The sequence below is a fragment of the Egicoccus sp. AB-alg6-2 genome, assembly GCF_041821025.1.
Classification (GTDB): Bacteria; Actinomycetota; Nitriliruptoria; order Nitriliruptorales; family Nitriliruptoraceae; genus Egicoccus.
This window is the reverse complement of record NZ_JBGUAY010000006.1, coordinates 173,802-198,305: the sequence shown is the minus strand read 5'-3', so window position 1 is coordinate 198,305 and position 24,504 is coordinate 173,802. Positions and strand designations below refer to the sequence as shown.

The following is a 24,504-nucleotide window of genomic DNA, read 5'->3' as shown; positions in this document are numbered from 1 at the left end:
AGCCGGCGGTTCGGCGACGGCGGTCCCGTCGACGACCGGCGTCCTGTCAGGCCGGCGCGGTCGCCCCGGCTGACGGGACGCCCGCGGACGTCACCCCGTGGGCATCGAGCACCTCGAGCAGTTCGGGCAGCCGGCAACCGACCGCCACCGCGATCGTGGTCAGGTCGCCGTCGCGGAGCGTCAGGACCCGGCCGTTGTGGTCGCCGCGACGTTGGGTGATGTGCTCGACGAAGCGGACGACGGCACGAAGCAGCTCGGCGTCGGAACCGTCGCCGGCGGCGATGTCGAGGAGTGCCTGCAACCGCAGCGTCCGTCCCCGGCCGTTCGCGTCGGCGGTCGCGTCGTTGGCCGCAAGCGGCGTCCTGCGCCTCGACCGTGACGGGCGTGGCCTCGAAGTCGTCGCCGCTGCGGCCGGGTTCTGCATCGCGGTTGCCGCGGTCGGCCCCGCGGTTGCCGGGGCCGGCCCCTCGGTGGTCGCGGCGGTGGTCGCGGCGGTCGCGGAGCGGGCGCCGGAAGCGGGGATCATTCCTGCCGCGGCAGCTTGAGCGATCGGCCGGGCGACCTTCGGGGAGGGTGCGAGCAGCGTGCTCACCGGCACCTCGTAGAGGCTGGCGAGCTGCGCAAGGCGAGCAACCGTGACGCCGCGGACCCCGCGTTCGTAGGCGCTCAGCGCGACCGCCTTACAGGCGCCCAGGCTGCGCTCCTCGACGTCGGCCAGGGACAGCTCCTGCTGGCGACGCACCTGGCGGAGCCGGCTGCCGATGGCGCCGGCGAGGGGAGAAGGCTCGCTCATTGCCGATCTCCGCGTGCGGAAGTGCTGCCCGACTTCTCGATGGCCGGCGTCTGGGGACGCCACGCGGGCCCCCCAATACGCAGTAGCAGCGCGCCGACGAGCAGGCTGGCGAGCCCGAGCATGGTCAGGGATGCCGTCGAGGTGGAGCTGCCCGTGCGCGGGAGTTCCTCGCCGTGCCCGTTGCCTCCCGCGGTGTCCTCGTCGGCACTGCCGCCATGCGTGCCGTCCGGGGTGGGGCCGCTGTCGTCGCCCTCGCCGCCGCTGCCGTCACCTTCGCCGCCGTCCGGGTCGGGGGTCTCGTCGACCGGTGCCTCGCCCTCGACGGGGCCGTCGGGGTCGACGGGAACGGCCGGACCCTCGCGATGCCCGCACACGACCAGTTCCAGGACCGCTTCGGCATGTCCCGCGGTGGCGGGGACCTCGGTGCGAGACCCGTCACGACCGACGACCACCAGCATGTCGGCCCGAACCAGCGGGTCCAGCGTCCACTGGACGAAGCTCCAGCCGGCGAGTTCCGCGTCCAGGGTCTGCGCCGTGATCGTGACCGCCTGTGCGTCACCGGTGATGCCGTCGGGCCGCACGATGGCGAGCGTGGCGCACGCCGAATCGGTCGAGGTCTCCGGCGACGTCGCGTTCCTCGGCGTCGTGTCCGCCGACTTCGCGCTTCCTGGTGCTGCGCTGCCTGGCGTTGCGCTCGCCGGTGTTCCGTCCGCCGAAGGCGCCTCCGCCGAGGGTTCCTCGACGGCGTCGACGTCTTCGGAATCGAGCAGAACCGTCGTGCGATGCGTGTCTTCGCTCGTCTCCGTGGCGGAGGGAGACTGATCCGCGCCGTCCAGGGCGAGTGCCGGGGCGGCCAGCGTGGTCATGGCCAGGGCCATGGCGGACAGGACGAGCAGCCGGGTGGTCACCGACGGCCTTGGGCGGTCGTTTCTCACGAATGCTCCGACGGGGCACGGCTCCGCACGGTGCGGAAGAGGCGCTTGACGACGAAAACGGGAGCCTCGGGGCTCCGGGACGTGGTGTCCCGGAGCCCGGCCGCCCGCTCAGGCGTCCTGCTCCCGTCGCCGCAGCAGCAGACCGCCGAGGCCCAGCGCTGCGAGTCCGCCGACGAGCAGTTCGAGCGTCGAGGCGCCCGTGCGCGGCAGCTTGCGGTCGCGCACGACGCCCAGCACCTCGTCGTCGTCCTTGTCGTCGGTCACCACGGGCTTCGCCGGCGTCGGGGGGTTCTCCGACCCGTCCGGGTCGTCCGGGTCAACCGGGTCAACCGGCGTCGGCTCCTGGTCCACCGGCTCCTCGGGCAGGACCTCGGTGCACTCCACCTCGATCTCGGAGTAGTCGAGGGTCAGGGAGTCCGTGAGGCCGTCGAAGCTCACCGTGACCGCGACCGCTTCCCAGCTCAGCCCGCCACCGGACGGCCAGGGCAGGGTGTTCCGCCCCCGATCGACGTCGTGGGTGACGAGGCCCGTGCCGCCGACCTTGCGCAGCTCGACCGACCCGCTATCGGCGGTCAGGTTGTCACCGGAGATGGTGAGCACGAAGCTCGGGACCAGGTCCTGGCAGACCTCGCTGCCCGTGACCGAGAGCGTCTTCACCGGCGGTACCGGAGGTACGGGCGGACTCGGAGGAACGGGCGGAACCGGATTCTCGTCGCCGCCGGTCGTGCAGTTGCCAGTGAACGAGCCGTTGGCGATGGACGTGGCGGCGTCGCCGGAGCCGGTGACGACCTTGAGCGTCCAGGTCTGAGTGTCGGGTACGTAGCCGGTCCAGCTGCCGGTTGCGCCGGCGAGCACGGTCACGGTGTCGAGCACGCTGTCGCTGCCGCTGTCGGTGCGCACGATCTGGTAGTCGACGGTGGCGTTGTCGACGCTGCCGTCGGTCGAGACGTTGTTGTCGAGGGTGGCCGTGACCTTGCGCGTGTTCGCGTTGGTGCCTTCGGTGACGCACTCCGAAGTGAACGATGCGGTCGGCACGATCGACGGCGGCGTCACGACCGTGCTGTCGTCGACGCATCCGTTGCCGTGAATGAGCTGGCCGGCAGGCGTCCAGTTGAATCCGTCGAACGCCCCCCAGGACTGTCCGCCGTGACTCCCTGCAGCAAACGGTGGGATGATGTCGTCGGGGTGGACCGAGGTCTCGTTGCCGTGGCTGTGACCGCCCGCCGCGTAGATCTGCCACTTCGGGAGCGAGTTGCTGGTGTAGGTGCCCGCTGCCGTTGCGTGGCAGATCGTCACCTTCTGGGGGCCGTCCTCGTCTTCGCCGTCCGGGGTGACGGTCGGCGTCACCTTGTAGACGACGACGTAGCTGATGTTCGGGTTCTGGCCACCCCCGTTCTCGAAGGTGACGGTGTAGGAGGCGCCGTCAGCCAGCGCGAGACGACCACTGTTGTCGGTCCCGCCCTTCACGCACAGTTCCGCCGAACCGCCGGTGGCGGTCACCGTCTTGCCGGAAACGGTGATCGTCACCCCGTTGATCGTCTGGCTCGATCCGGACTTCCAGTAGGAAGTGGAGTCATGGTCGGTGCAGTGCTTCTCCGTGGCCAGGACAGTGATGCTGTCGCTGGTGTCGACGTCCTTGTCGTCCTTCTCCTTGCCCTTGTCGTCGTTCGCGAACGAGGCGGCGGACAGTCCGGCGGCAAGGTCCTCCTCAGTCCCGTCCACGACGGCGTCGCCCTCGCTCGCCTCCGGCTGCTCTTCGTCGGCCATCGCGGCCAGCGATGACATCGGCAGCATTGCGCTCAGCATCAAGACGAGAAGAGTGGCGAGGCTCAAGGCTCGCCGAGATCGTGCCCTCATGGTCCAGAACCCTTTGAACTAGTGCGCCGACCCCGCGGGAGGGGACCGACGCAAACGTCGGTTCCGGGTCGGTCTCGCCACTAGCTCGCTCTGGACTCGGGCACGAGTGCCCGGGCGACCGTGAAAATCCAGAGGTCAATGCGCCCCGGCGGTCACGAAACTGTTGACCGCGGTTTGCTGTGGAGGGATCCGCAGCAGGAAAATCGTGCCGACTCCCTCACACAAAGGGGCGAGTTCTGCGCAGGGCGTGAGAAAACTCGCCGAAATGTCCGGTTTGCCTGGCACTCGCATGCGCCTACTGCGCGTGGGCGGCTCATTGGACGTAACGCAGCGCTAGATGTTGCTAACGCAGTGTCGTTTCGGCCGTCAATCGGACACGATCGTGCCCAGCTGACGCAGCGCATCGATGAGGTCGTCGGGTTCGTGACCGACCGCTACAGCGATCGTTCGCAAGTCGTCACCGCGCACGGTGAGGACGCGCTCGCTCCGGTTGCCACGGCGTTCGTTGATGTGCTCGGCGAAGCGCGCCACGGCCCGAAGCGCTATCGGGTCTAGTCCGTCGACGGCATCCTCGGGTAGTCGCTCCAGGTCCAGCGTCACGGCTGCCGGGTCGGCTGCCGGACCGTCGGGCGTCCCGTGGTCGCCCCGAGGTTGGGACGGCAGCAGTTCGTGGACCGGCAGGTCGTAGAACTCGGCCAGGTCGCCGAGGCGGGGGAGTGTGACGGCTCTACCCCCCTGTTCGTACGAAGCCACCAGAACGGCGTTGAGCCGGCCCGCACTGCGCTGCTCGACATCGGCCAGTGAGAGACCTCGTGCGAGCCGCGCCCGGCGCAGCCGTTCCCCGACCTCGGCCGGCTCCGCCTCGAGGGTCGCGGTGACGGAGTGCGCGACGTCGGTGTCGCGGTCGGCCACGACGGGCGCGGCGGCCAGGTGCCCGTAGGTCTCGAGCGGGGAGGTCATGAATGTCCATGCCGTAGATAGCGACGCGCAGTATGTCGTCTCCGGCACGGGTTGTCGTCGGTGAACTCTCGATTGCTCGACAGCGCACGCACGAGTGGGGCGGCCCGAAGGCCGCCCCACCTGCGCGCTACCTCAGTGCGTCAGCTGCGACGTCGCAACAGACCGGCACCGGTGAGCAGCGAGAGCAGTCCAGCAGCCAGCAGCCCCAGCATGGAGAAGCCGGTGCGGGCCAGCTGGTCCCCGGAGACGCCGAGGACGCGGTCGCTGTCGACGGTGACGGTCGTGTCGGGCGTGGTCACCACGACGGTCTCGACGTCGGTGTCGTCGTCGCGGGTGACGTCATCGCCGCCAATGTCGGTGTCGACGTCCGTGTCGGTGTCGACGTCCGTGTCGGTACCGCCGTCGGTGCCCGGAGCGTCGACGCCCTCGTCGAGGACGAAGTCACACTCGAAGCCGACGGTGTCGACCAGGACGAGGTTGCTCGCGGTCGTGCCGACGGTGACCCAGACGGCGAACTCGGTGAGGAACATGCCGTCAGCGCCGACCGGCCACGCCACCGTGAGGTTGTCACCCACGGTCAGCGGGGTGGACCAGAAGGCGTCGTTCACGCCGGTGTAGGCGACCACGAGGCTGCCGGCGGTGGCGTCGAGGTCGGTCCCGGTCGTGGTGACCACGAAACCAGCCTCACCGTCGGGGCAGACCAGCTCGACGTCCGCGGCGATCGTCGGGGTCGGGGGCTCGGTCACGGGCGGCTCGGTGACGGGCGGCGGGCAGGTGACGACCGTGATGGTGATCGCACCGGTGTGGAGGACCTCGCCGTCGAGGCTCACCGTGTAGTCGAACACGTTCGCGCCGAGCGGCAGGTTCGACAGCGTTGCGCTGAAGTTGCCGTCCTCGTCGAAGCCGAGGTCGTCGAGGTCGAACCCGTAGCCAGCCAGCAGCTCGGCGTCGCCCAGGAAGGCGAGCTCGAGGTCGGCGAAGGTGGCGTCCGCGTCCACACCGATCAGGGCGTCGAGCGTGAGGTTGACGTCGGTGCCGATGCAAACCAGCGCCGTCGTGGTGCCGGTGAACTCGATGCTGTCGTCGACGACGGGTGCCTCGTCCTCGCAGTCGATCACCGTGATGGTGAGGGCCCCGTCGAGGTCGTCGTGGTCGGTGACGTGCCAGACGATGACGTGGTCACCGAGCTGGTTGGGGGTGTCGGTGATGACGGCCGAGTCGCCAGCGACGATCTCGTAGACCAGCGGCATCTCGGTGCCGTTGGGGAGGGTGAGCGTGCCGGTGACGTGGAGGTCGATGTCGCCGGTGTTGGCGATGGTGACGGTGACCTCGTCGCCGAGGCAGATGTCGTCGCCCTCGATCGAGGTGGTGACGGTCAGTTCGGCGTCGACGTCGGTGTCCCCGTCGCCGTTGTCGCCGTTGTCACCGTCATCGCCGTCATCGCCCTCTGTGCCGAACTCGCAGTCGGCAGCGAGAATGTCCGCGCCCGCGGGCCAGTTCACGCCATCGAAGGTCTTGACCTCATCGCCATCGAGGTAGGTGAACGAGGGGATGATGTCGCCCCAGGTGTCACCGCTCGTCATGGTGGCGGCGTCGAAGATGGGACCGGTGTGCCCGCCGTGACCCTCGCCATTGACGATGCTGTTCACACTGGGCGAGATCGCGTTGTACGGGTTGGTCGCGGACGAGGTGGCGTGGCAGATGTCGACGTTGTCGTTGGCGCCGTAGTCGGCGTCGACCTGGTCGCCGCCGGTCTCGCCATCGTCGCCGTTGTCGCCGTCGTCGCCGTTGTCGCCGTTGTCGTCTTCCTTACCGTCGTCTTCCTTGCCGTCATCGCCGTTCTCATCGCCATCGACGATGGCGTCGCCGGCGCAGTCGGCGTGGCTGATGGTGACGACCTTGGACGACGTCAGGTTGATCTGCCAGGTGCCGCCCGCATCGGTTGCACACTCGGCGTGGTCGGAGCCGTTGCCGGTCCAGGTGTAGGTCTCACCGTCGAGCGAAACCGAGGCGGCGGTGACCGTGTCGGCATCCGTGACGCTGACCTGGAACAGGTAGGTCGCACTCTGCCCCTGCGGCGTGGCGGTGGCCGTCCGGGTCGCGCCCGAGTCGAAGGTCACGGTGATCGTGGCTTCGGCTGCGGTGGTGGCGTCGGCCTCGGTCTCGGCGGTCGTGCCATCTTCCTCGACGGTGGTCGAGGAAGCCATGTCGTTCGAGGACTCGGACTCGGCTGTCCCCTGTTCAGCTTCAGCAGCCGACTCCGTGGCCTCGTTCTCTGCGTCGGTGGTTTCGCTGTCCGTCGCGAAGGCGGCGGCGGGGGCGAACATCGCCAGCACCAGCGCCATCAGCGCGAACAGGGAGGCGGAGTGCCTCCAGCGGAATGTTTGCGTCATGTCCAGAACCTCTCGAGCGTGGGCGTCGACTCCGGGGAGCCGACGCTCTGGTCGGTTCCGGGGTCGGTCTCGCCACTCGCTCGCTCTGGACCCGAGTCGGCAGCGGGAACCCGTCGCAGGTTCCGGCTACTGGCTCTGGGCGACCGTTGCTGGGTCCAGAGGTCTGTGCGTCCCCGTGATCATCTCGTGATCGCGTGTCGCGCTCTCTCGAGCGCAACGGGGCCAACCCAACGTGGGTTTGATTGCGACCTCAACCCCGGCCGTGGCGTCGGACGTACAGCGGCCGCGGCACGGGCGATCGTCCGTACAGGGAGAGCACGGCACGATGGCCTTGGTCGCACGACCGATTCGCGCGGCCGACGCATGGACGCCGTCCATCCGACGGCACGCAAGGTGCCGATGGCCGGGGACGAACGCCCCGGACGGGCGTGCGCCCGGGCTCGCCGGGGGCTTGCGCCGCGCCGGCTCAAAGGCGTTGCCGCCGCCGTTGCACTCTCGGGGGGCGAGTGCTAGCTTCGGTTCTGGCACTCGGAATCCGGGAGTGCCAGCGTTGGAAGCAACGCTGGTGACCGGCGAGGTCGTCGCACAGACGGTCGCGTCGGACCCGGACCGGGACCCGCGTCGAGACCGGCGCGCCCATTCATCCGTTCCGCGGGACGCAGGCTGCGTCACCGCCCACCGACAGACCTAGGGAGGGCACATTGGCCACCGCCACCGAGGTCAAGATCAAGCCTCTCGAGGACCGGGTCCTCGTCACGCTCGATGAGAGCGAGCAGACCACCGCAAGTGGTCTGGTCATCCCGGACACCGCGAAGGAAAAGCCACAGCAGGGGACCGTCGTCGCCGTCGGCCCGGGCAAGCGCTCGGAGCAGACCGGCGAGGTCATCCAGCTCGACGTCGCCGCCGGCGACACCGTGCTGTTCAGCAAGTACGGCGGCACCGAGGTCAAGGTCGAGGGCCAGGAGTACCTGATCCTGAGCGCCCGCGACATCCTCGCCGTCATCGGCTGATCAGCTCCACCGAAAACTTTCACCACTGCAGGAGGACACCGCATGGCGAAGATCCTCAGCTTCAGCGAGGATGGGCGTAAGCGCCTGGAGAAGGGCGTCAACAAGCTCGCCGACGCCGTCAAGGTGACGCTGGGCCCCCGTGGCCGCAACGTCGTCATCGACAAGAAGTGGGGCGCACCCACGATCACGAAGGACGGCGTGACCGTCGCTCGTGAGATCGAGCTCGAAGACGCCTACGAGAACATGGGTGCTCAGCTCGCCAAGGAAGTCGCGACCAAGACCAACGACGTCGCAGGTGACGGCACCACCACCGCCACCGTGCTGGCCCAGGCCATCGTCAAGGAAGGTCTGCGCAACGTCGCCGCCGGCGCCAACCCGATGTCGCTCAAGCGTGGCATCGACAAGGCCGTCGAGCGGGTCGTCGAGGAGATCGCGAACCAGGCTCGTGAGATCGAGACCCAGGACGAGATCGCCCAGGTCGCGGCCATCAGCGCCAACAACGAGCCCGTCATCGGCAAGATCCTCGCCGACGCGATGGACAAGGTCGGCAAGGACGGTGTCATCACCGTCGAGGAGTCGCAGACCTTCGGCATGGAGCTCGACTTCGTCGAGGGCATGCAGTTCGACAAGGGCTACATCTCGCCCTACATGGTCACCGACCCCGAGCGCATGGAGGTCGTGTTCGAGGACCCCTACATCCTCATCGCGAACTCGAAGATCTCGGCCGTCCAGGACCTGCTGCCCGTCCTCGAGAAGGTCATGCAGGGCGGTCGCCCGCTGGTCATCATCGCCGAGGACCTCGAGGGTGAGGCCCTGGCGACGCTGGTCGTCAACAAGATCCGCGGCACCTTCCAGTCGGCCGCCGTCAAGGCGCCGGGCTTCGGTGAGCGCCGCAAGGCCATGCTGCAGGACATCGCGATCCTGACCGGCGGCCAGGTCATCTCCGAGGAGGTCGGTCTCAAGCTCGAGTCCGCCACCCTCGACCTGCTCGGCCGCGCCCGCAAGGTCGTGATCACCAAGGACGAGACCACGATCGTCGAAGGCGCCGGTTCGGCCGACGACATCACCGGTCGCGTCAACCAGATCAAGGCCGAGATCGACAAGACCGACTCCGACTGGGACCGCGAGAAGCTCCAGGAGCGTCTCGCGAAGCTCTCCGGCGGCGTCGCGGTCGTCAAGGTCGGCGCTGCCACCGAGACCGAGCTCAAGGAGGTCAAGCACCGCATCGAGGACGCCCTGTCCGCGACGCGTGCGGCCGTCGAAGAGGGCATCGTCGCCGGTGGTGGTACCGCACTGCTGCAGGCCGAGGCCGGTCTCGACAAGCTGGAGCTCGACGGTGACGAGGCCACGGGTGCTCGCATCATCCGCAAGGCCCTGTCGTCGCCGCTGTACTGGATCGCCTCGAACGCGGGCCTCGAAGGTTCCGTCGTCGTCGAGAAGGTCCGCACGATGGAGCCGGGTCACGGCCTCAACGCCCTGACCGGCGAGTACGAGAACCTGGTGTCGGCCGGCGTCATCGACCCGGCCAAGGTCACCCGCTCGGCGCTGCAGAACGCCGCGTCGATCGCTGGTCTGCTCCTCACCACCGAGGCGCTGATCGCCGACAAGCCCGAACCCAAGGAAGAGGCCGCTGGTGGCGGTCACGACCACGGCATGGGCGGCATGGACTTCTGAGTCCAGCCACACGCACCACGTAGTACCCGGAAGGCCCCGCTGCTCGCAGCGGGGCCTTCCCCGTTTCGGCCGGTGGGCCTGTGCGCCGCCGACGCAGGCCTCGCACGCAACCCCACGCGCCACGCTCCCCGCCCGCCACCGCCACGCTCCCCGCCCGCCACCGCCTCGCCGCGCCCCCGCCCGAGGCCGCCAACCCGATTCGTGCGGGTTACCCCGGGTGTAACCACCGGGTGACCCGCACAAGTGCGTCCTCCACAGCGTCGAGGCAAGCCGTGGCCGCCGCCGGTCGACGTGGTGGCACGGTCCGCGACATGTGGCGCGACCTGTTCGAGTACTGCCAGCGACAGCACGGCCCCGTGCATGTCGGGGTGGCCGCGGCCTTGAGCGGGTTCAGCGTGGCCAGCGTGCGAGCACGCGCGGAGCGCGAAGCGTGGTGGCGGCCCTACCGCGACGTCGTCGCACCACCGGGCACCCCGCGCTCAGGTGGGTACTGGGCATTGGCAGCCGTGGCGCGGGCCCGCGGCGGGGACCCGGACGCACCGAAGGCGGCCGCGCTCACCCGGTGGTCGGCGGCAGCTGTCTACGGCGTTCACCGCAGCTGGCCGAGTGCCGTCGAGGTGCTCGTGCCGTTCGTGCGCGAGCCGACGGCCGAGAACCGGTATCGGCCGGTGCGATCGCGCTGCTTCGACGACACACGGCTGCGAACCATTGGTGAGCTCGCGTTGCCCGTCGTCGCGCCGGCCGCCCTCGTGCGCGACCTCGCCAGGATCGCGACGGCGCCGCGGCTGACGACGCTGATGATCGACCTGGTCCAGCGCCGGCACCTCCGCCTCGACGACGTGCGATCCGACCTGCTCGAACACCCGCGCTATCCCGGCCGTCGCAAGGTCCTCGAAGCGCTGACGCGACTCGAGGGTGCCGGCCGCACCGATTCCACCCCGGAGCTGGACGTCCGCGAGCGGCTTGTGGCCGAGGGCATCCCGCTCGACGTCGGACAGATCGAGGTGCTGTGTCGCGACGGGGTGACGATCCACCTCGACCTCGGTATCGCCGGCATCCGGTTCGCCATCGAGGTCGACTCGATGCTCGCCCATGCGACGCGGTCACAACTTCGCACGGACGTCCGGCGCAGCAATCAACTGGCCCGGTTGCCCGAGGACTGGCGCGTGCTTCGGATGACGGTCGAGGATCTCGACGAGGGCTGGGACGAGTTCCTCGCGCTGGTCCGGGACGTCGTCACCCAGCAGTCTCGCCGCCACCTCGGCCGGGATCGGCCCTGATCGCGGCTGCCTCGCGCCCTATTCGTGCGGGTTGGTCGAGGGTTACGGACCGGGTAACCCGCACAAGTGCGTTCGATGGCGGCTCGTGCCGCGGGGCACGAGGAGGGGGCGGGCCTGGACAGTGGCCCGCCCCCTTGCTCGAGAGTGGTCAGCTGCGGCGACGCAGCAGACCGACACCGGCCAGCACCGACAGCAGACCCGCGATCAGCAGGGCTGCCAAGGGAAGGCCGGTCATGGCCAGAACGCCCCCGGACGACGAATCGCCGGAGAGCTGGGCGGTCTGGACCTCGGTGTCCGTGCCGGCGGCGTCGCCAGCAGCGGTCTGGTCGCCGACGGTCACGACCCCGTCGTCGGCGTCGGTGGCTCCGTCGGCGTCGGTGGTTTCGTCGGCGTCGACGACCACGCCGAGGACGTCGTCGTCGCCGGTGGCCACGTCGTCCTCGCCAGTGGTGGCGTCGTCATCGGTGTCGCCGCCGTTGCCCGTGTCGGTGTCGTCACCGTCAGCGACGTTCCCGTCGTCGAGGCCGTCGTCGGTGGTGTCGCCGCCGTCGGACACGTTGTCACCGATGCCCTCGACGTCCTCGTCCGCGATCGCGTCGTCGGCGAGGACACAGCCCGCCTCGAACAGCGCCTGGCCGTCGGCGTCCCAGTTCAGGCCAGGGAAGACCGCGGATTCGGCGCCACGGTGCGGCTGATACGCGAAGGGCGGGATGATGTCGTCGCCATGGCCGCCGTGACCGGCGTCCTTGACGATCGAGCGGTGCGACACGGTGATCAGCACGTAGGGGTTGGTCTCCGAGCCGGTCGCGTGGCACAACGGGGCACGGACGTTCCAGCGGCCGCGGTTGCCGTCGGTCTCGTCCTCCTCGGCACCGTCCTCGATCCCGTCGGCGTCCGTGTCGTTCTCGTCGTCGCCCTCACCGTCGATGCCACCGTTGCCCGGTGCCCCGGTGCAGGGGCCGTGCGACAGGTTGAACTGTCCCCGCCATGCGCCGTCGATCGAGGCGGTTGCCGAGGTCACGGTCGAGTCGAGGTTGGAGGTGGTGGTGTAGTGCGCGACGCCGCCCGTGACGCGATCGAGGGTGACGGTGTGCGTGTCACCGTCGGCCCAGGTCACCGTGATGGAACCGGGCGCGTCGAAGCCACGGACCCGCGTGATCACGAAGTGCCACTCGTTGGAGTCGCAGGCGTGATCGTCGAGTGCCTTCGCGTCGATGGACGTCGGCGTGCCGGCGGCCGACTCGGCATCGGCAGCGGCACGGTCGCGTCCCGCTGCGCCCCGGTCGGCCTTGGCCGCGTCCGCCCGCTTGTCGCCGTCCGCCCGCTTGTCGGCGTCGGCACGCCGGTCGCCGTCGGTTCGCTTGTCGGCGTCGGCCCGCCGGTCGGCGTCGGCACGCCCCTCACCGTCCGCCCGGCGGTCTGCGTCCTGCCGGCGGTCTGCGTCCTGTCGACGGTCTGCGTCCTGTCGACGCTCCGCGTCCGCGCGGCCGGCCGCGTCGGCGCGACCATCACGGACGTCGCGGGCATGGTCGGCGCCGCGCTGGCTCGACGCCTCCTGCCCGCGGTCGTTTCCGTTCGCCAGTGCGGCCGACGGGGCGATCATCGCCACCGCGACCATGGCTGCGGCGAGCGTCGTCGCCACACGCTTCGAGGTCTGCATGCTCCCGTGCCTCTCGAGCTCGAGCACCGGGCCAGGTTGGCCGGCCCTGGTGCGTCCCTACGGCTGCCCCTGCTGCAACCGTGCGCCCACCCGTGGGCGCTTCACCGGCTCAAACGAGAGGCAGGAGGCGGCGATACGCCCCGTTCGGCCAGCCCTGGGGATACCGAACGACGGTGGCCCGAAGGGCAGACCATGGCTCAGGAGCCGGTCAGTTGCCACACCCCGACGCCGCGCGGATCGACCACCAGCTCTCCCGCGGCCACCTCCGCCGGTGCGCGCTCGCCGGCGAGTAGGTCCGTCAGAAGGAGCTCGGCTGCCGCCTCGGTGCCGTACAAGTCGGTGAGATCGATCGACACGGCGTCATTGCCGGTGGCCAGGACGACCAGCACGCGCTCGCCGTCGTCGGTCACCCGCTCGAAGACCAGCGCATCGCCTTCGGTGACCAACGGGACGTACTCGCCGGCATACAGCGCCGGCCTCGTCGTCCGCAACCGCGCGAGCCGCGAGACCCGGTCCAGCACCTCGAGGTCCCACGTCGAGGTGTCCCACGACATCGGCTCGCGGAAGTAGCGGTCCTGGTGGGTGTCGACCGCCCGGTGGTCGCCGCTCTGCCCGAGGCCGACCTCGTCGCCGTAGTAGACGACCGGCACGCCGGGCAGCGTCAACAGCGCGGCGTACGCCAGCGCCAGTCGTTCGCGATCGCCTCCCGCCTCGGTGAGGAATCGAGGTTGGTCGTGGCTGGAGACGTAGGTGGCGGGCCGTGGACCGTCGCCCTCCAGCAGCGACACGATCGGTTGGTGGAGCGCCCGCACGTCGCCGCCGCGGGCGACGACAGCCACGAGGCGGTCGCGCAGCGGGAACGCGGTGGCGGCGTCCATCACGTCGCCGTAGCTGTCGATGATCGTCTGCTGGGCCCAGATCTCCCCGAGCAGGAACGTCCCCGGCCAGCGCGCGTCGACCTCGGCTCGGAAGGCATCCCAGAACGCACGGGAGGGTCCCTGCGCATGGTCGAGCCGGAACCCGTCCACCCCGATCTCGTCGAGCCAGAACGGCAGGACCTCGTCGAACACCCACGCGCGCACCTCGGGATGGTCGAGGTCGAGCTCGGGCAACTCGGCCAGGCCCGCGAAGCCGGCGTAGCGGTCGGGACAGTCGCGGAACTCGTACCACGCGACGTAGGGGCTGCCGTCGCAGTCCGCCCGGGCGGCGACGAACCACGGATGCTGGTCCGAGGTGTGGTTGAGGACGAGGTCGTAGATCACCTTGACGCCGCGCGCGTGTGCCTCGCGGACGAGGGCCACCAACTCGTCGCGGTCGCCGAAGCGTGGATCGACGTCGGTGAGGTCGGTCGGGTGGTAGCCGTGGTAGCCGGGACCGGGCGTCACCGGCGACAACCACAGCGTGTTGGCGCCGAGCTCCACCACGTGGTCCAGGCGCTGTCGGACACCGGCGAGGTCGCCACCCATCCAGTCCATCAGTGCCGCGTCGTGGTTCGGGCTCGGCTCACCCGCCGCTCCGCCGTCCGCCGCTCCGCCGTCCGCTGCTCCGCCGTCCGCCGCTCCGCCGTCCGCCGCTCCGCCGTCCCCCGCTCCGGCGTCCGAGTTCCCGCCGCCCGCAGGCCCTCCCTCCGCGAAGCGGTCGACGAACACGTGATAGATCACGGCGTCCTGCGGCCAGGCGCCCGAGGCTGCCATCGAAGGCGTTTCGGCAACCGGACGCGCGGTGACGAGCAGGACGGCGGTCGCCACCAGCAACAGCACGAGCGTCGCCACCGGCACCCGCCGACGTCCACGCATGGGCATCCCCGTCTGCAGCAGCTCACCGACGTCGCCGGTCGCGATCCCGCGGGCGACCGGCCGCAACGATAGGGCCCCTTCGCGCGATTGCGGCGCGTCCCTGGGGGAGTCCCAAGGTCGATCTCGTCGGTTCACCGGTCGTTTACACTGGCGGTTTTGACCGGAGAGGACGACCGTGGGCGAGTTGGCGCTGCCGAGCCTCGTACGTGACCTGCTGTTGAACCTGGTCGCGATCGCCGTGCTCGTCTACCCGATCTACTTCCGTCGCCACCGCCGCCGCGACCTGGTCCTCGGCTACGTGGCCTTCAACGTGAGCTTGTTCACGGTCGCCGCCGCGCTCGGCTCGTCCAGCCCGCTCAACGTCGGCGTCGGCTTCGGGTTGTTCGCCGTCCTCTCCATCGTGCGTCTGCGCTCCGACGAGGCCACGCAGGGCGAGATCGGCTACACGATGGTCGCGCTCGTGCTCGGCCTGATCGCCGGACTCCCCGGCCTGCAGTTCGAGGCGAAGGTGCTGTTCGCCGTCCTGCTGGTCGCCACCATGTACGTGGTCGACCACCCGGCACTGATCCCGCCGTTCCTGCACCAGCGGTGCAGAGTCATGCTCGACGTCGTGCACACCGACCACGAGCTGCTGCGCCGCGACCTCGAGCAACGCCTCGGCGGCGTGGTCCACCACGTCATCGTCCAGGAGGTCGACTACGTCCGCGAGACGATGCGTCTCGACGTGCGGGTCCGGCTCAACCGGCCCCAGCAGGTGGACCCCCTTCCCGCCGGCGACCCACCCGGACACGGCGTCACCGCCAGCGACGCCCGCTCATGACGACTCCTCCCGATGCCGCCCGCCGGCGACGCCCGCTCATGACGTCTCCTCCCGACGCTGCTCGCCGATGACGTCCGCCGCCGACGCCCCGCGCGACCTCCACCTCGACAACGAGGTGGATGCGCGACTCGCGCAGCTGCCGGCCGTCGGCCTCGACGGCCTGCCCGAGGCGATGGACCTCCAGCGCCGCTTCGACGCGAAGTATCTCGTCCCGTTGGCGCGTCTGCCCGAGCTGGTCGACGCGTTGGCGCCGACGTCGCGGGTGCTCGAGGTCCTCGGCCGGCGTGCCACCCGCTACACCAGCGTCTACTTCGACACCGACGGGCTGCTGACCTTCACCGACCATCTCAAGGGCCGCCGTCGACGCTTCAAGGTCCGCACCCGACGGTACGGCGACGCCGAGCCGCTGCTCGAGGTCAAGTACAAGGGCGCACGGACCCAGACGGTCAAGCAACGGTTCCTGCACACGGCGCCCGCGGACGTCCTGGACGATGCCGGGCTGGCACGGATCCGGGCGGCGCTCGCCGACCAGTACCCGCACAGCCCGCCGCAGCGGATGCGGCCGGTGCTGACGACGAGGTATCGGCGCACGACGCTGGTGGACCTGGTGGCGGGTGAGCGGGTCACCATCGACCGCGACCTGCAGATCACCGGCGCGAACAGCGCGAACGGCGTGGACAGCGTGGACGGTGCGGCTGGCGACGACGGCGCGGCCGGCGACGACGGCGCGGCTGGCGCGGTCATCGAGCTCGGGTGCGGCTACGCCATCGTCGAGGTGAAGTCGGCGTCGCGGAGCGGGGCCGCGCACGCGCTGATGCGCTCGCTCGGTCTGCGTCCGGACCGGCTGAGCAAGTACTGCCTCGGCGTCACGGCCGTACGCCCTGAGGTGCGCGGCAACCCGTGGCTGCCGGCCCTGCGCAAGCTCGCGGCCGACGCCGACCTGGCCGACGCCGACCTGGCCGACGCCGACCTCTCCGCCGACGCCTCGTCCGCTTCAGACGACGACGTGTCGACCGCGTCCGCCACCGAGGGCACGCGCGCCGACGTCGACGCGGCGTGAGCTCGACCGCTCGCGCGGATGCGGGTTCCTGGAGGCGTCGCCAGCGGCTCGGGCTGGCCGGTGTCGGGCTGGTGGCGCTCGCCGTCATCGCCGCGTTGGCCACGACCCTGCAACCGCCCCGGCCGTCGACCGTCGTGCTGGCCGAACTGGTGTCCTCCAACGCCTCGAGCATCGCCGACGAGGACGGTGACCACGCCGACTGGATCGAGCTCCACAACCCGACCGGCGAGGCGCGCAGACTCGACGGCTGGTACCTGACCGACGATCCCGCCGACCTGCAGCAGTGGACGTTCCCCGACGTCACCCTGCAGCCCGACGAGCGCGTGCTGGTGTGGCTGTCCGGGAAGGACCGCCGTGACGTCGCGGGGGAGTTGCACACCAACTTCGCGCTCGCGCAGGTCGGCGAGCCGTTGCTGTTGGTCCAACCCGACGGCGCGACCGTCGCCGACCGGGTCGAGCCCGTCGCGCTGCCCCGCGACGCCTCCTACGGACGCGACCCGGACGAGCCCGGCCGCTGGTGCTTCTTCGCCGAACCTTCGCCGGGCGAGCCCAACACCGGCGCCTGCCATGCCGACGCCGACCTCGGCGCACCGGTGCTGTCCGCGCCGAGCGGGTTCTACGACGACGCCTTCGAACTCCGCATCGAGGTGGCCGGCGGCGAGCCGGTCTACGTCACCCTCGACGGCTCCTACCCCGACCCGCAACGGAACGCGGACGCGACGCAGGTCTACGACCAGCCGCTGCGGATCGAGGACCGCTCCGACGAGCCGGACCGGTTCGCCACCATCCCGACCACGTTCCCCTTCGACGCCAGCTTCCATGGCGACGGCTGGCGGGAGCCGGACGGACCGCAGCCGAAGGCGACCGTGGTCCGGGCCCGCACCGCCTCGGGGCGCGAGACGGTCGCCACCTACTTCGTCGGCGACCACCTGCGACGTCCCGACCTGCCGGTGCTGCACCTCGCCACCGACGCCAACCACCTGTTCGACCACGACGACGGCATCTACGTCCCCGGCCGCGTCTACGACGACTACCTCGCCAGCGACGAGGCCGTCGCCGACCACGGTTGGAACGTGCCGGCGAACTTCAGCCAGGAGGGCCGCGCCTGGGAGCGGCCCCACGCCGACGACCTCGCCCGCGCGGTGCACATGACCTGGTGCGAGGCCGGTGGCGCCTGCACCTACGGGGCCGACCTCGGCATCAGGATCCACGGCGGCTACAGCCGGCGCCTGCCGGCCAAGTCGCTGCGGCTGTACGCACGCAACGACTACGGCAACCGCACCTTCGACCACGACTTCTTCGCCGCCGCCCAGGCCGAACTGCCCTCCGACCAGCGCGCCCCGATCGGTCACCGGCGCCTCCTGGTCCGCAACGGCGGCGGGACCTGGGGCCTGTCGTTCCTCAACGACGCGCTCTTCCTCGACGTCGCGCGGGGGATGCACCTCGACACCCATGCGGTGCAGCCGATGGTGCTGTTCGTCAACGGCGAGTACTGGGGCATCCACCTGCTGCACGAACGCTACGACCGCCACTACCTCGAGGCGGTGCACGGGGTCGATCCCGCCGACGTCACCATTCTCGAGGCGCGGTTCGCGCTGGACACCGGGGTGGCCGGCGACGAACAGCACTTCTTCGACGTCCTCGACCTGCTCACGGAGGCCGACCAGGTCGACGCGGACACGCTGCGGGCCGTCGAGGCAAGCGTCGACCTCGACAGCTTCATCGACTACGTCATCCTGCAGACCTTCGTGTCCAACACCGACTGGCCGCACAACAACGTCCAGATGTGGCGGACCCGCACGGTCGACGCCGACGGCCCGCCGCTCGCCGACGCCCGTTGGCGGTGGAAGGCGTACGACCTCGACCGCGTCGGCGGATCGGTGTGGCCCAACGACCCCGCGGACGACAACCTCGCGCGGCTGCTCGCACCGGTCGCCGACCCGCGCGACGGGACCGGGATCCCGTTCCTGTTGCAGCAACTGCTGCGCAACGACGACTTCCAGGCCCGATTCGTGACCCGCTTCGCCGACCACCTCAACACCACCTTCCGCGCCGAGCGGGTCGAGGCGCACCTGGACCGGCTCGCCGGCCTGCTCGAGCCCGAGATGCCGGCGCAGGTCGCCCGCTGGGGCTATCCGGCATCCGTCGCCGACTGGTCCGGCTACGTCGAGGACCTGCGCAGCTACGCCCGCCAACGTCCCGAGCAGCAGTGGTCACAACTGCTCGACCACCTCGACCTCGACGGCACCATCGAGGTACGCGTCGAGCAGTCGTCGGGTGGGACCGTGCACGTCAACAGCCTCGAGGTGACCGCGGACGCGCCGGGATTCGAGGACGGCAACGGCGGCGGTGGCGACGGTGGCGGCGAGGGCGGGGGCCGCGGTGATGGCGGCTGGACGGGGACCTATCCGGCGGGGGTGGCGATGCGGTTGGTGGCGGTCCCGGAGGCCGACCAACGGTTCGTCGGCTTCGAGGGACTGCCGGCCGGCGCGACGCTCTCGGACCACGAGGCAGGCCCAGGGGTGGTCGTCGCCACGTTCGCTCCCGACGCCGACGTGACGGTCAGCGCCACCTTCGCGCCGGCCTGATCGAGGGGATGGCGTCGGCGTGACTGCCGGGGAGCGGGCTGAATCGCTCGTTCGCGCCGTTGGAGTGGCGGGTGCCAGCCGCAAGCGTTCGCGGCCGCTCGACCGCCGGCACGGGAGGGTGGGGCCTGTCGGGGGCACGCCGTACGCTCCGCCGCGTGGAGCTGCCCCCGATCCCGCCGTCCGACGCGCTCGCGGACCTGCTGCCGGGCGACGTCGACCTCGATGACGCCGGCAGGCTGCGTCACGAAGCGGCGCGCCCGGTCTGGTACGGCATGGTCTGGTCGCGACTCGGGCGGGGCGACCTCGCCTGGGCCCACTGGGACCGGGTCCACCTCCCCGAACTGCAACCCTGGATCGGCGCCGAGCGCGGGCGTGTCCTCCGCGAGCTCGGCCTGCACGCGCGGGCCGAGGCGTTGGAGTGGCCGGCCCTGCTGGACGCCGTCGACCCCGTCGATGCCGCGATGTTGCGCGTGTCGCTGGCCGCCGACGCGGTCGGTCTCGGCGACCTCGACCGCGCCCGTCGGCGGCTGGCGGCCGCCACCGAGGCCGTCGCCGCGCTGCCCGACTCGCCACGGGCGGCGCGTCAACGGCTGCGTCTGGCCTGGGTCGACGTCGAGGTGGCCGCGCTGGAGGGTCGGCCGCTGCCGACCGACCGCCTGCCCTACTTCGACGAGGCGAGCGGTGAACCGCAGCAGCCGCACGACGCGTTGCACGGGACCCGGTTCCACCACGCCAAGGGGCTGTTGTTCGGCGGCGTGGTTCGCGGAGACCGGCGGCTGCTCGATGCGGCGGCCGCGATCGCACCGCCAGTCATCGCCTGGGCCGTCCACCTCGCCCGCGCCGACCTGCCGGCCACGTCTCGCGACGCCGAGCCCGCGGACGAGGAGGCGGCGGCGCGCGCTGCATGGGCGGCGCTCGTGCTGCCGCCCGGTGTGGACGGCGAAGTGGCCTCGACGCCGGTGGCCCGACGGCTGCACCCCGCCGTCCCCGGCGGTGCCGACGCAACCGGTGGTGCACCGGGCACGGGCAGCGCCGACAGCGCCCGGCAGACTGGTCGATCCGGTTAAGCGCGTTCCCGGAAGGTCCAGAGGCTGTTGAGCACGTAGTTGTTCAGCGGCACGACCGCGAACGCGACCAGCTGCACCAGGGCGTAGTGGTGGTGCAGGTGCTCGGTGCCGATCCACAGCACCGTCGAGTTGATCGCCAGCCCGAGCCCCACCACGGCCAGGAAGCGGGGCAACGTGAAGGCGTGCTTCAGTCCGGTCGCGAACACCCACCGTCGCTGCAGGGTGTACGAGACGACCAGCCCGCACAAGAACCCGATCGCGGAGGCCAGGACGGGTCGCAGGCCGGTGAGTTCCACCAGTGCGGTCAGGACCGTGAAGTGGGTGAGCGCGGCGGTCCCGCCCGAGATCCCGTACCGGACGAGCCGTCGCAGGTCGCGCAGACCGTGCGGGCGCCGGGCGCGAAGGTCGGTGCTGACGGCCATGGCTCCTGCTCGCGTACCGACGGAGTGAGGGACGTCGGCACGTGGTCGCGGCAGCGTAGGCCCTCTCCCTACGCCCGGGTCGCGGCTCCCGCCCCAGCCGAGGTCGCCGACCCCAGCCGCGGGCCGACCCCAGCCGAGGTCGCCGACCCCAGCCGAGGTCGCCGACCCCATCCGCGCGCCGACCCGATCGGCTCGCCGACCTCGTCCGCTCGCCGACCTCGTCCGCGCGCCGCCTCGTCCGCGCGCCGCCTCGTCCGCGTGCCGATCGTGTGCAGCCGCCGGGAGGGCTCTGTTGCGGTCCCGTTGTGATCGGTCCCGCCTCACGGTCGGCGACCGCCGCGCTCGTTATCCTCGATTCCATCATGACGAGTCGCGCATTGCCCCCGACCCACCGTTCCCGCACGCCGTTGTGGCTGCTCGAGGGGCTCGACATCGTGCAGCGCCGTGCCCGCGTGCTGCGCGCCGTCGTGGCCGGCATCTGCGTCGTCGGGCTCCTCCTGGCGCTGGTGGCGCCCGGAATCGTGCCGCCGACCTGGCTGGTGGGTGCCGCCGTTGCCCTGGCGGCCCTGCTGCTCGGCCTCGCGGTCGCGATCGCCGTCGACACGGCGGACCTGACCCTGCGCGGCCCTCGACACGTCCGCGCCGCCGGTGGCGAACTCGTCGCGGTCCTGCCCACCGAGGCCACGCCCGACGACGCCGAGAAGTTGGCGACCGCGGTGCTCGACGCCCGCGAGGGCGGCGGCAAGCTCATCCTCGGCATCGCTGCCGCCGGACGGGACGGCCGTCGTGCCGCGACGCTGACGGACACCCTCGCGATCGCCCTCGCCCGGCAGGGTGTGAGCGTGTTGCGGCTCGACCTCGCCAGCGGCCGCCAGGACCGGCCCGGACTCGTCGAGGTGCTGCGCGGCCAGCATCGCCTGACGAGCGCGGTCGACTTCGAGCCCGGCGGGCTCAACCTCGCGCGGCTCGGCCCCGGGCGTGACTTGAACGCGGCCCTCGAGGGCCTGCCGGCCCTGCCGAGCCGGCTGCCGCGAGACCTCGATGTCCTGCTGGTGGCGCTGCCGACGGCGGCGTCACGGCCGTCCATGCAGGCCGCGTCGGCGCTCAACCATGCCCTCGTCCTCGGCGAGCGCGACGTCACCTCGCGGGTCGACCTGATCGCCGGGCTCGACGCCCTCGAGGCGGTCGGTATCGGCGCGCAGGTGGTGCTGCTCGACGACGTCATCGCGGCCCGCCTGGCCCCGAAGCCGGCCGCGGACGTCGATGGCGCGACGGACGGGGGAGCCGCCGTCGAGGCCGACGCCGGGCGGACCGATGCCGCCGCTTCCCGCGATCAGGGCGGGACCGACGCCGGCAACGCCGAGGCCGCCGGGCCCCGGGCCACGGTGCCGACGGTGCCGGACCCGGCGCCGACGATCCCGGACCCCGATCCCGACACCGATCCGTTCGGGCCCGAGCCGGACCCGTTCGAGCCCGACCCGGCCCCCATGGAGCCCGATCCCGTTCCCACGGAGCCCGAGCCGGCCCCCATGGAGCCGGATCCGTCGCCCTACGTCCCCCAGCCCGAGCAGCCGGTTCCCGCGCCGGCAGAACCGCAGCCCGAGCCCACCGCCCGGCCCGAGCCCACGGCCGCCGCCAGGCCCGAGCCCGCGGCCGCCGCCACGCCCCAGCCCGAGCCCACGGCCGCCAGGCTCCAACCCGAGCCAACGGCTGCCACCGGGCCCCAGCCCGAGCCCACGGCCGCCAGGCTCCAACCCGAGCCAACGGCTGCCACCGGGCCCCAGCCCGAGCCCACCTCGCGGCCCCGGCCCGAGCAGGCGAGAACCGGTTCGTCGGCGCTCGCCCCGCAGCCCGACCACGCCAGAGAAGCGGCGCGCCTGGAGCGGGAGCGCACCGGCTCCACCGCGATGTCGGCGGACGACACCCACCCGACCACGCGCATGCGTCCGGTCTCGTCGGACGACCCGTTCGGGCCCGACGACGACCCCCTGCGTACCACGGCGCAGCTGGCCGTCCTCCTCGACGACCTCGCGTCCCGCGACGAGCGATAGAACCGCGCCGCTCTCCTCGCGTCCCCGCACGAGCGACAGACCGCGACCTCGCCCGGATGGCGGCCTGGCGGACCGAGCGTTCCTGCAGGGCTCGTAAGCTGCTGGCGTCCCCGCTGCCCGGTGCAGGAGTCCGCGTGTTCCGTGCCCGTCCCGGCCTCGTCCGTGTGCTGCTGCTGTGCCTGGCCGTTGCGCTGGGCGCCTGTGGCGGCGACGGCGGCAACCAGCCGGACTCGGTGTCGTGGCGCAACGTCGACCTCGACGTTCCCGACGACTGGTACGTCTACGAGCGCTCCGACGTCCACCTGTCGCTGTCCAACGCCGACCTCAGCCCGCAGACCGACGACGAGGAGCGCGAGGCCTTCGTCCCGCCCGAGGACGGGGTGGTGGCGATGGCGTTCACGTACGAGCCGGACAGCTCGCCCGCCGCGTGGCGTCGCTTCGTCGAGCAGCAGGACGCCACCCTCGAGGCCGACAACCGCCTCACCCTCGACGGCGACGTGCCCGCCACGCAGTTGATCTTCAGCTACGAGACCAACGGAATCCCCACCCGCGAGATGGTGGTGCTGATCCCCTCGCGCGCGATCGTGGTGCTCAGCCAGCCGGTGCCCGGCCCGGGTGACGACGACGCGCCGGACGTCTTCCTCGACCACATCGAGACGTTCCTCGACGTGCTCGAGAGCGCCGACTTCGGCCAGCCCGTCCTGGACTGACCAGCGAAGAGTCGCCTACAGCTTGAAGGCGCGGACCAGGAAGCTGGCCATCTGCTGGCGGCTGACGGGCGCGTCGGGGCAGTACCGGTCGGCGTCGCAGCCGCCGGTCACGCCAGCGTCGGCGAGCGCCTGGATCCAGCCGGCGTTCGGGTCGCCCGCGATGTCGTCGAAGGTGCGGACCGGCTTCTCGGTCAGGCCCATCGCGCGACCGAGGAACGCGGCCATCTCGCTGCGGGTGAGGTCGCGGCTCGGGCAGTAGTTGCTGCCGCTGCAGCCGGTGGCGATCTTCGCGGCCGCCGTACCGAACACGTTGCCGGTGTGGGTGCCGGAGGGGGAGACGTCGGAGAACGGGCCGCTGTCGGCGGGCAGGACCCCCTTGGCACGACCGAGGAAGGTCGCCATCTGCTCGCGGCTGACCGAGTCGGCGGGGCAGAAGCGGTCGGCGCTGCAGCCGGCGGCGACGCCGGCGCGGGCGATGCGCTCGATGTTGGTGCCGTGGGTGCTGGCGCTGCCCACGTCACGGAACCGGCCGGTGCTGGCCGGCGAGGCGCTGGCGGAGGGCCGGCGGAACACCTTGGTGACCCACACGGTCCCGTCACGGACCTCGACGCCGACCCCGATCTGGGTCACGTTGGCGTCGAGGATGTTGCGCTTGTGGCCCTCGGAGTTCATGAAGGCGGTGTGCAGGCTGGAGACGCTGCGGCCGCGGCCGACGTTCTCCGCCACCCGGGCCCAGTTCTTCACGTCGGTGGTGAGGTTGGGGTTGTGGTGCAGCAGCCGCTGATCCGCCATGCGGACGCTGTGCTTGGCCGCCACGGCGTTGAGGTCGCTGGCGACCTGCAGTCGAGGCAGACCACGCTGGACACGCTCGGCGTTGACCGAGTCGACGAAGCGGCCGGCGAGGTCGGGTCGCGGGTCGGCGTGCGCCGCCGGCGCGACGAGCATGCCCGCGAGCACGGCCGTTGCCACGACCAGACGGCGCACCTGCCCCCGGCGTCCGCGACGCTTCGCGGCCTGGGTCGGGCGGGTGGTTCGGATCGGTCGCAGCAACGCGGCACCTCAGCAAAGAGAAAGTCGGTCGGAACATGTCGCTGGGTGTTGCTTCGGCTACTGAGCGCGACTTCTTCACACGAATCTCCGCCAGTCGCGCGGTGGGCGCGCCCGCTCTCCTCCGGTCGGCCGCGTCCGACCTCGGTTCGGCGGCGTGAGCGGACCTCAGAAAGCACCGCGACGCGCCACGGGTTTCCGTGCGGAGTCGCCGGCTGGCCGCGCGCAGATCGGCTCGAACGCACGACCAAGACGGCAGAAGATCGCACCGAGCGGGCGGTGAGCGCACATGCCCGTTGTGCCGATTCCGGGCGATTTCAGGCGGTTTTCGGGCATCTGTCCGGATCAGGAACTCCGGCCGTCCGGTCACCGTTTGAAAGA

18 protein-coding genes are annotated in these 24,504 nt (G+C 71.1%); 9 read left to right on the top strand and 9 right to left on the bottom strand.

Annotated elements, in window-relative coordinates:
- Positions 1–46: 46 nt before the first annotated feature.
- The 5 genes from ACERMF_RS12365 to ACERMF_RS12345 all read right to left on the bottom strand — a co-directional run bounded on the left by ACERMF_RS12365 (position 47) and on the right by ACERMF_RS12345 (position 6,938).
- Complete coding sequence (locus tag ACERMF_RS12365; RefSeq protein ID WP_373669414.1) at positions 47–793, bottom strand: helix-turn-helix domain-containing protein; 747 nt, start codon at positions 791–793, stop codon at positions 47–49.
- Entirely contained in the window at positions 790–1,701 is a 912-nt protein-coding gene (locus ACERMF_RS12360) for an LPXTG cell wall anchor domain-containing protein (protein WP_373669413.1), read from the bottom strand. The genes ACERMF_RS12365 and ACERMF_RS12360 overlap by 4 nt, the downstream gene beginning before the upstream one ends.
- Before the next feature lie 135 nt (positions 1,702–1,836).
- Positions 1,837–3,522 (bottom strand): LPXTG cell wall anchor domain-containing protein, encoded by a 1,686-nt coding sequence (locus ACERMF_RS12355; RefSeq protein ID WP_373669412.1) that lies wholly within the window; start codon positions 3,520–3,522, stop codon positions 1,837–1,839.
- A 429-nt stretch (positions 3,523–3,951) separates the two neighbouring features.
- Entirely contained in the window at positions 3,952–4,545 is a 594-nt protein-coding gene (locus ACERMF_RS12350) for a helix-turn-helix domain-containing protein (RefSeq protein ID WP_373669411.1), read from the bottom strand.
- Between the two features lie 140 nt (positions 4,546–4,685).
- Entirely contained in the window at positions 4,686–6,938 is a 2,253-nt protein-coding gene (locus ACERMF_RS12345; RefSeq protein WP_373669410.1) for a hypothetical protein, read from the bottom strand.
- A gap of 701 nt (positions 6,939–7,639) precedes the next feature.
- Here ACERMF_RS12345 and groES point away from each other — a divergent pair.
- The 3 genes from groES to ACERMF_RS12330 all read left to right on the top strand — a co-directional run bounded on the left by groES (position 7,640) and on the right by ACERMF_RS12330 (position 10,902).
- Positions 7,640–7,948 (top strand): co-chaperone GroES, encoded by a 309-nt coding sequence (gene groES / locus ACERMF_RS12340; RefSeq protein WP_373669409.1) that lies wholly within the window; start codon positions 7,640–7,642, stop codon positions 7,946–7,948.
- Between the two features lie 42 nt (positions 7,949–7,990).
- A complete protein-coding gene (gene groL, locus ACERMF_RS12335) occupies positions 7,991–9,622 on the top strand; it encodes a chaperonin GroEL (RefSeq protein ID WP_373669408.1) in 1,632 nt (543 codons plus the stop codon).
- A gap of 272 nt (positions 9,623–9,894) precedes the next feature.
- The gene (locus ACERMF_RS12330; protein ID WP_373669407.1) at positions 9,895–10,902 is read left to right on the top strand and encodes a hypothetical protein; all 1,008 of its coding nucleotides are present in this window, start codon (positions 9,895–9,897) and stop codon (positions 10,900–10,902) included.
- A gap of 148 nt (positions 10,903–11,050) precedes the next feature.
- Here the strand turns inward: ACERMF_RS12330 and ACERMF_RS12325 are convergent, their stop codons facing one another.
- Both ACERMF_RS12325 and ACERMF_RS12320 read right to left on the bottom strand, forming a co-directional pair.
- Positions 11,051–12,562 carry a hypothetical protein gene (locus ACERMF_RS12325; protein ID WP_373669406.1) on the bottom strand — a complete coding sequence of 504 codons (1,512 nt, stop codon included), beginning with the start codon at positions 12,560–12,562 and terminating at the stop codon, positions 11,051–11,053.
- 197 nt (positions 12,563–12,759) lie between these two features.
- Positions 12,760–14,424, bottom strand: coding sequence for an alpha-amylase family glycosyl hydrolase (locus tag ACERMF_RS12320; protein ID WP_373669405.1), 1,665 nt, complete (start codon positions 14,422–14,424; stop codon positions 12,760–12,762).
- A 109-nt stretch (positions 14,425–14,533) separates the two neighbouring features.
- Between ACERMF_RS12320 and ACERMF_RS12315 the strand changes: the two genes are divergently transcribed.
- The 4 genes from ACERMF_RS12315 (at position 14,534) to ACERMF_RS12300 (ending at position 19,893) form a co-directional block, all read left to right on the top strand.
- Positions 14,534–15,178 (top strand): DUF4956 domain-containing protein, encoded by a 645-nt coding sequence (locus tag ACERMF_RS12315; protein ID WP_373669404.1) that lies wholly within the window; start codon positions 14,534–14,536, stop codon positions 15,176–15,178.
- A gap of 67 nt (positions 15,179–15,245) precedes the next feature.
- Positions 15,246–16,238: a polyphosphate polymerase domain-containing protein gene (locus ACERMF_RS12310; protein WP_373669403.1), complete on the top strand. Its 993-nt coding sequence runs from the start codon at positions 15,246–15,248 to the stop codon at positions 16,236–16,238.
- Positions 16,235–18,826, top strand: a complete 2,592-nt coding sequence (locus ACERMF_RS12305; protein WP_373669402.1) for a CotH kinase family protein — start codon at positions 16,235–16,237, stop codon at positions 18,824–18,826. Before ACERMF_RS12310 ends, ACERMF_RS12305 begins: the two co-directional genes overlap by 4 nt.
- Positions 18,827–18,981: 155 nt before the next feature.
- Positions 18,982–19,893: a hypothetical protein gene (locus ACERMF_RS12300; RefSeq protein WP_373669401.1), complete on the top strand. Its 912-nt coding sequence runs from the start codon at positions 18,982–18,984 to the stop codon at positions 19,891–19,893.
- On the opposite strand, the gene ACERMF_RS12295 is transcribed toward ACERMF_RS12300, so the two are convergent.
- Positions 19,890–20,315 (bottom strand): GtrA family protein, encoded by a 426-nt coding sequence (locus ACERMF_RS12295; RefSeq protein WP_373669400.1) that lies wholly within the window; start codon positions 20,313–20,315, stop codon positions 19,890–19,892. The genes ACERMF_RS12300 and ACERMF_RS12295 overlap by 4 nt on opposite strands.
- Positions 20,316–20,677: 362 nt before the next feature.
- Between ACERMF_RS12295 and ACERMF_RS12290 the strand changes: the two genes are divergently transcribed.
- Both ACERMF_RS12290 and ACERMF_RS12285 read left to right on the top strand, forming a co-directional pair.
- Complete coding sequence (locus tag ACERMF_RS12290) at positions 20,678–22,366, top strand: hypothetical protein (protein ID WP_373669399.1); 1,689 nt, start codon at positions 20,678–20,680, stop codon at positions 22,364–22,366.
- Positions 22,367–22,500: 134 nt separating this feature from the next.
- Positions 22,501–23,076, top strand: a complete 576-nt coding sequence (locus ACERMF_RS12285; RefSeq protein WP_373669398.1) for a hypothetical protein — start codon at positions 22,501–22,503, stop codon at positions 23,074–23,076.
- Positions 23,077–23,091: 15 nt separating this feature from the next.
- Here the strand turns inward: ACERMF_RS12285 and ACERMF_RS12280 are convergent, their stop codons facing one another.
- Complete coding sequence (locus tag ACERMF_RS12280; RefSeq protein ID WP_373669397.1) at positions 23,092–24,126, bottom strand: CAP domain-containing protein; 1,035 nt, start codon at positions 24,124–24,126, stop codon at positions 23,092–23,094.
- Positions 24,127–24,504 lie beyond the last annotated feature (378 nt).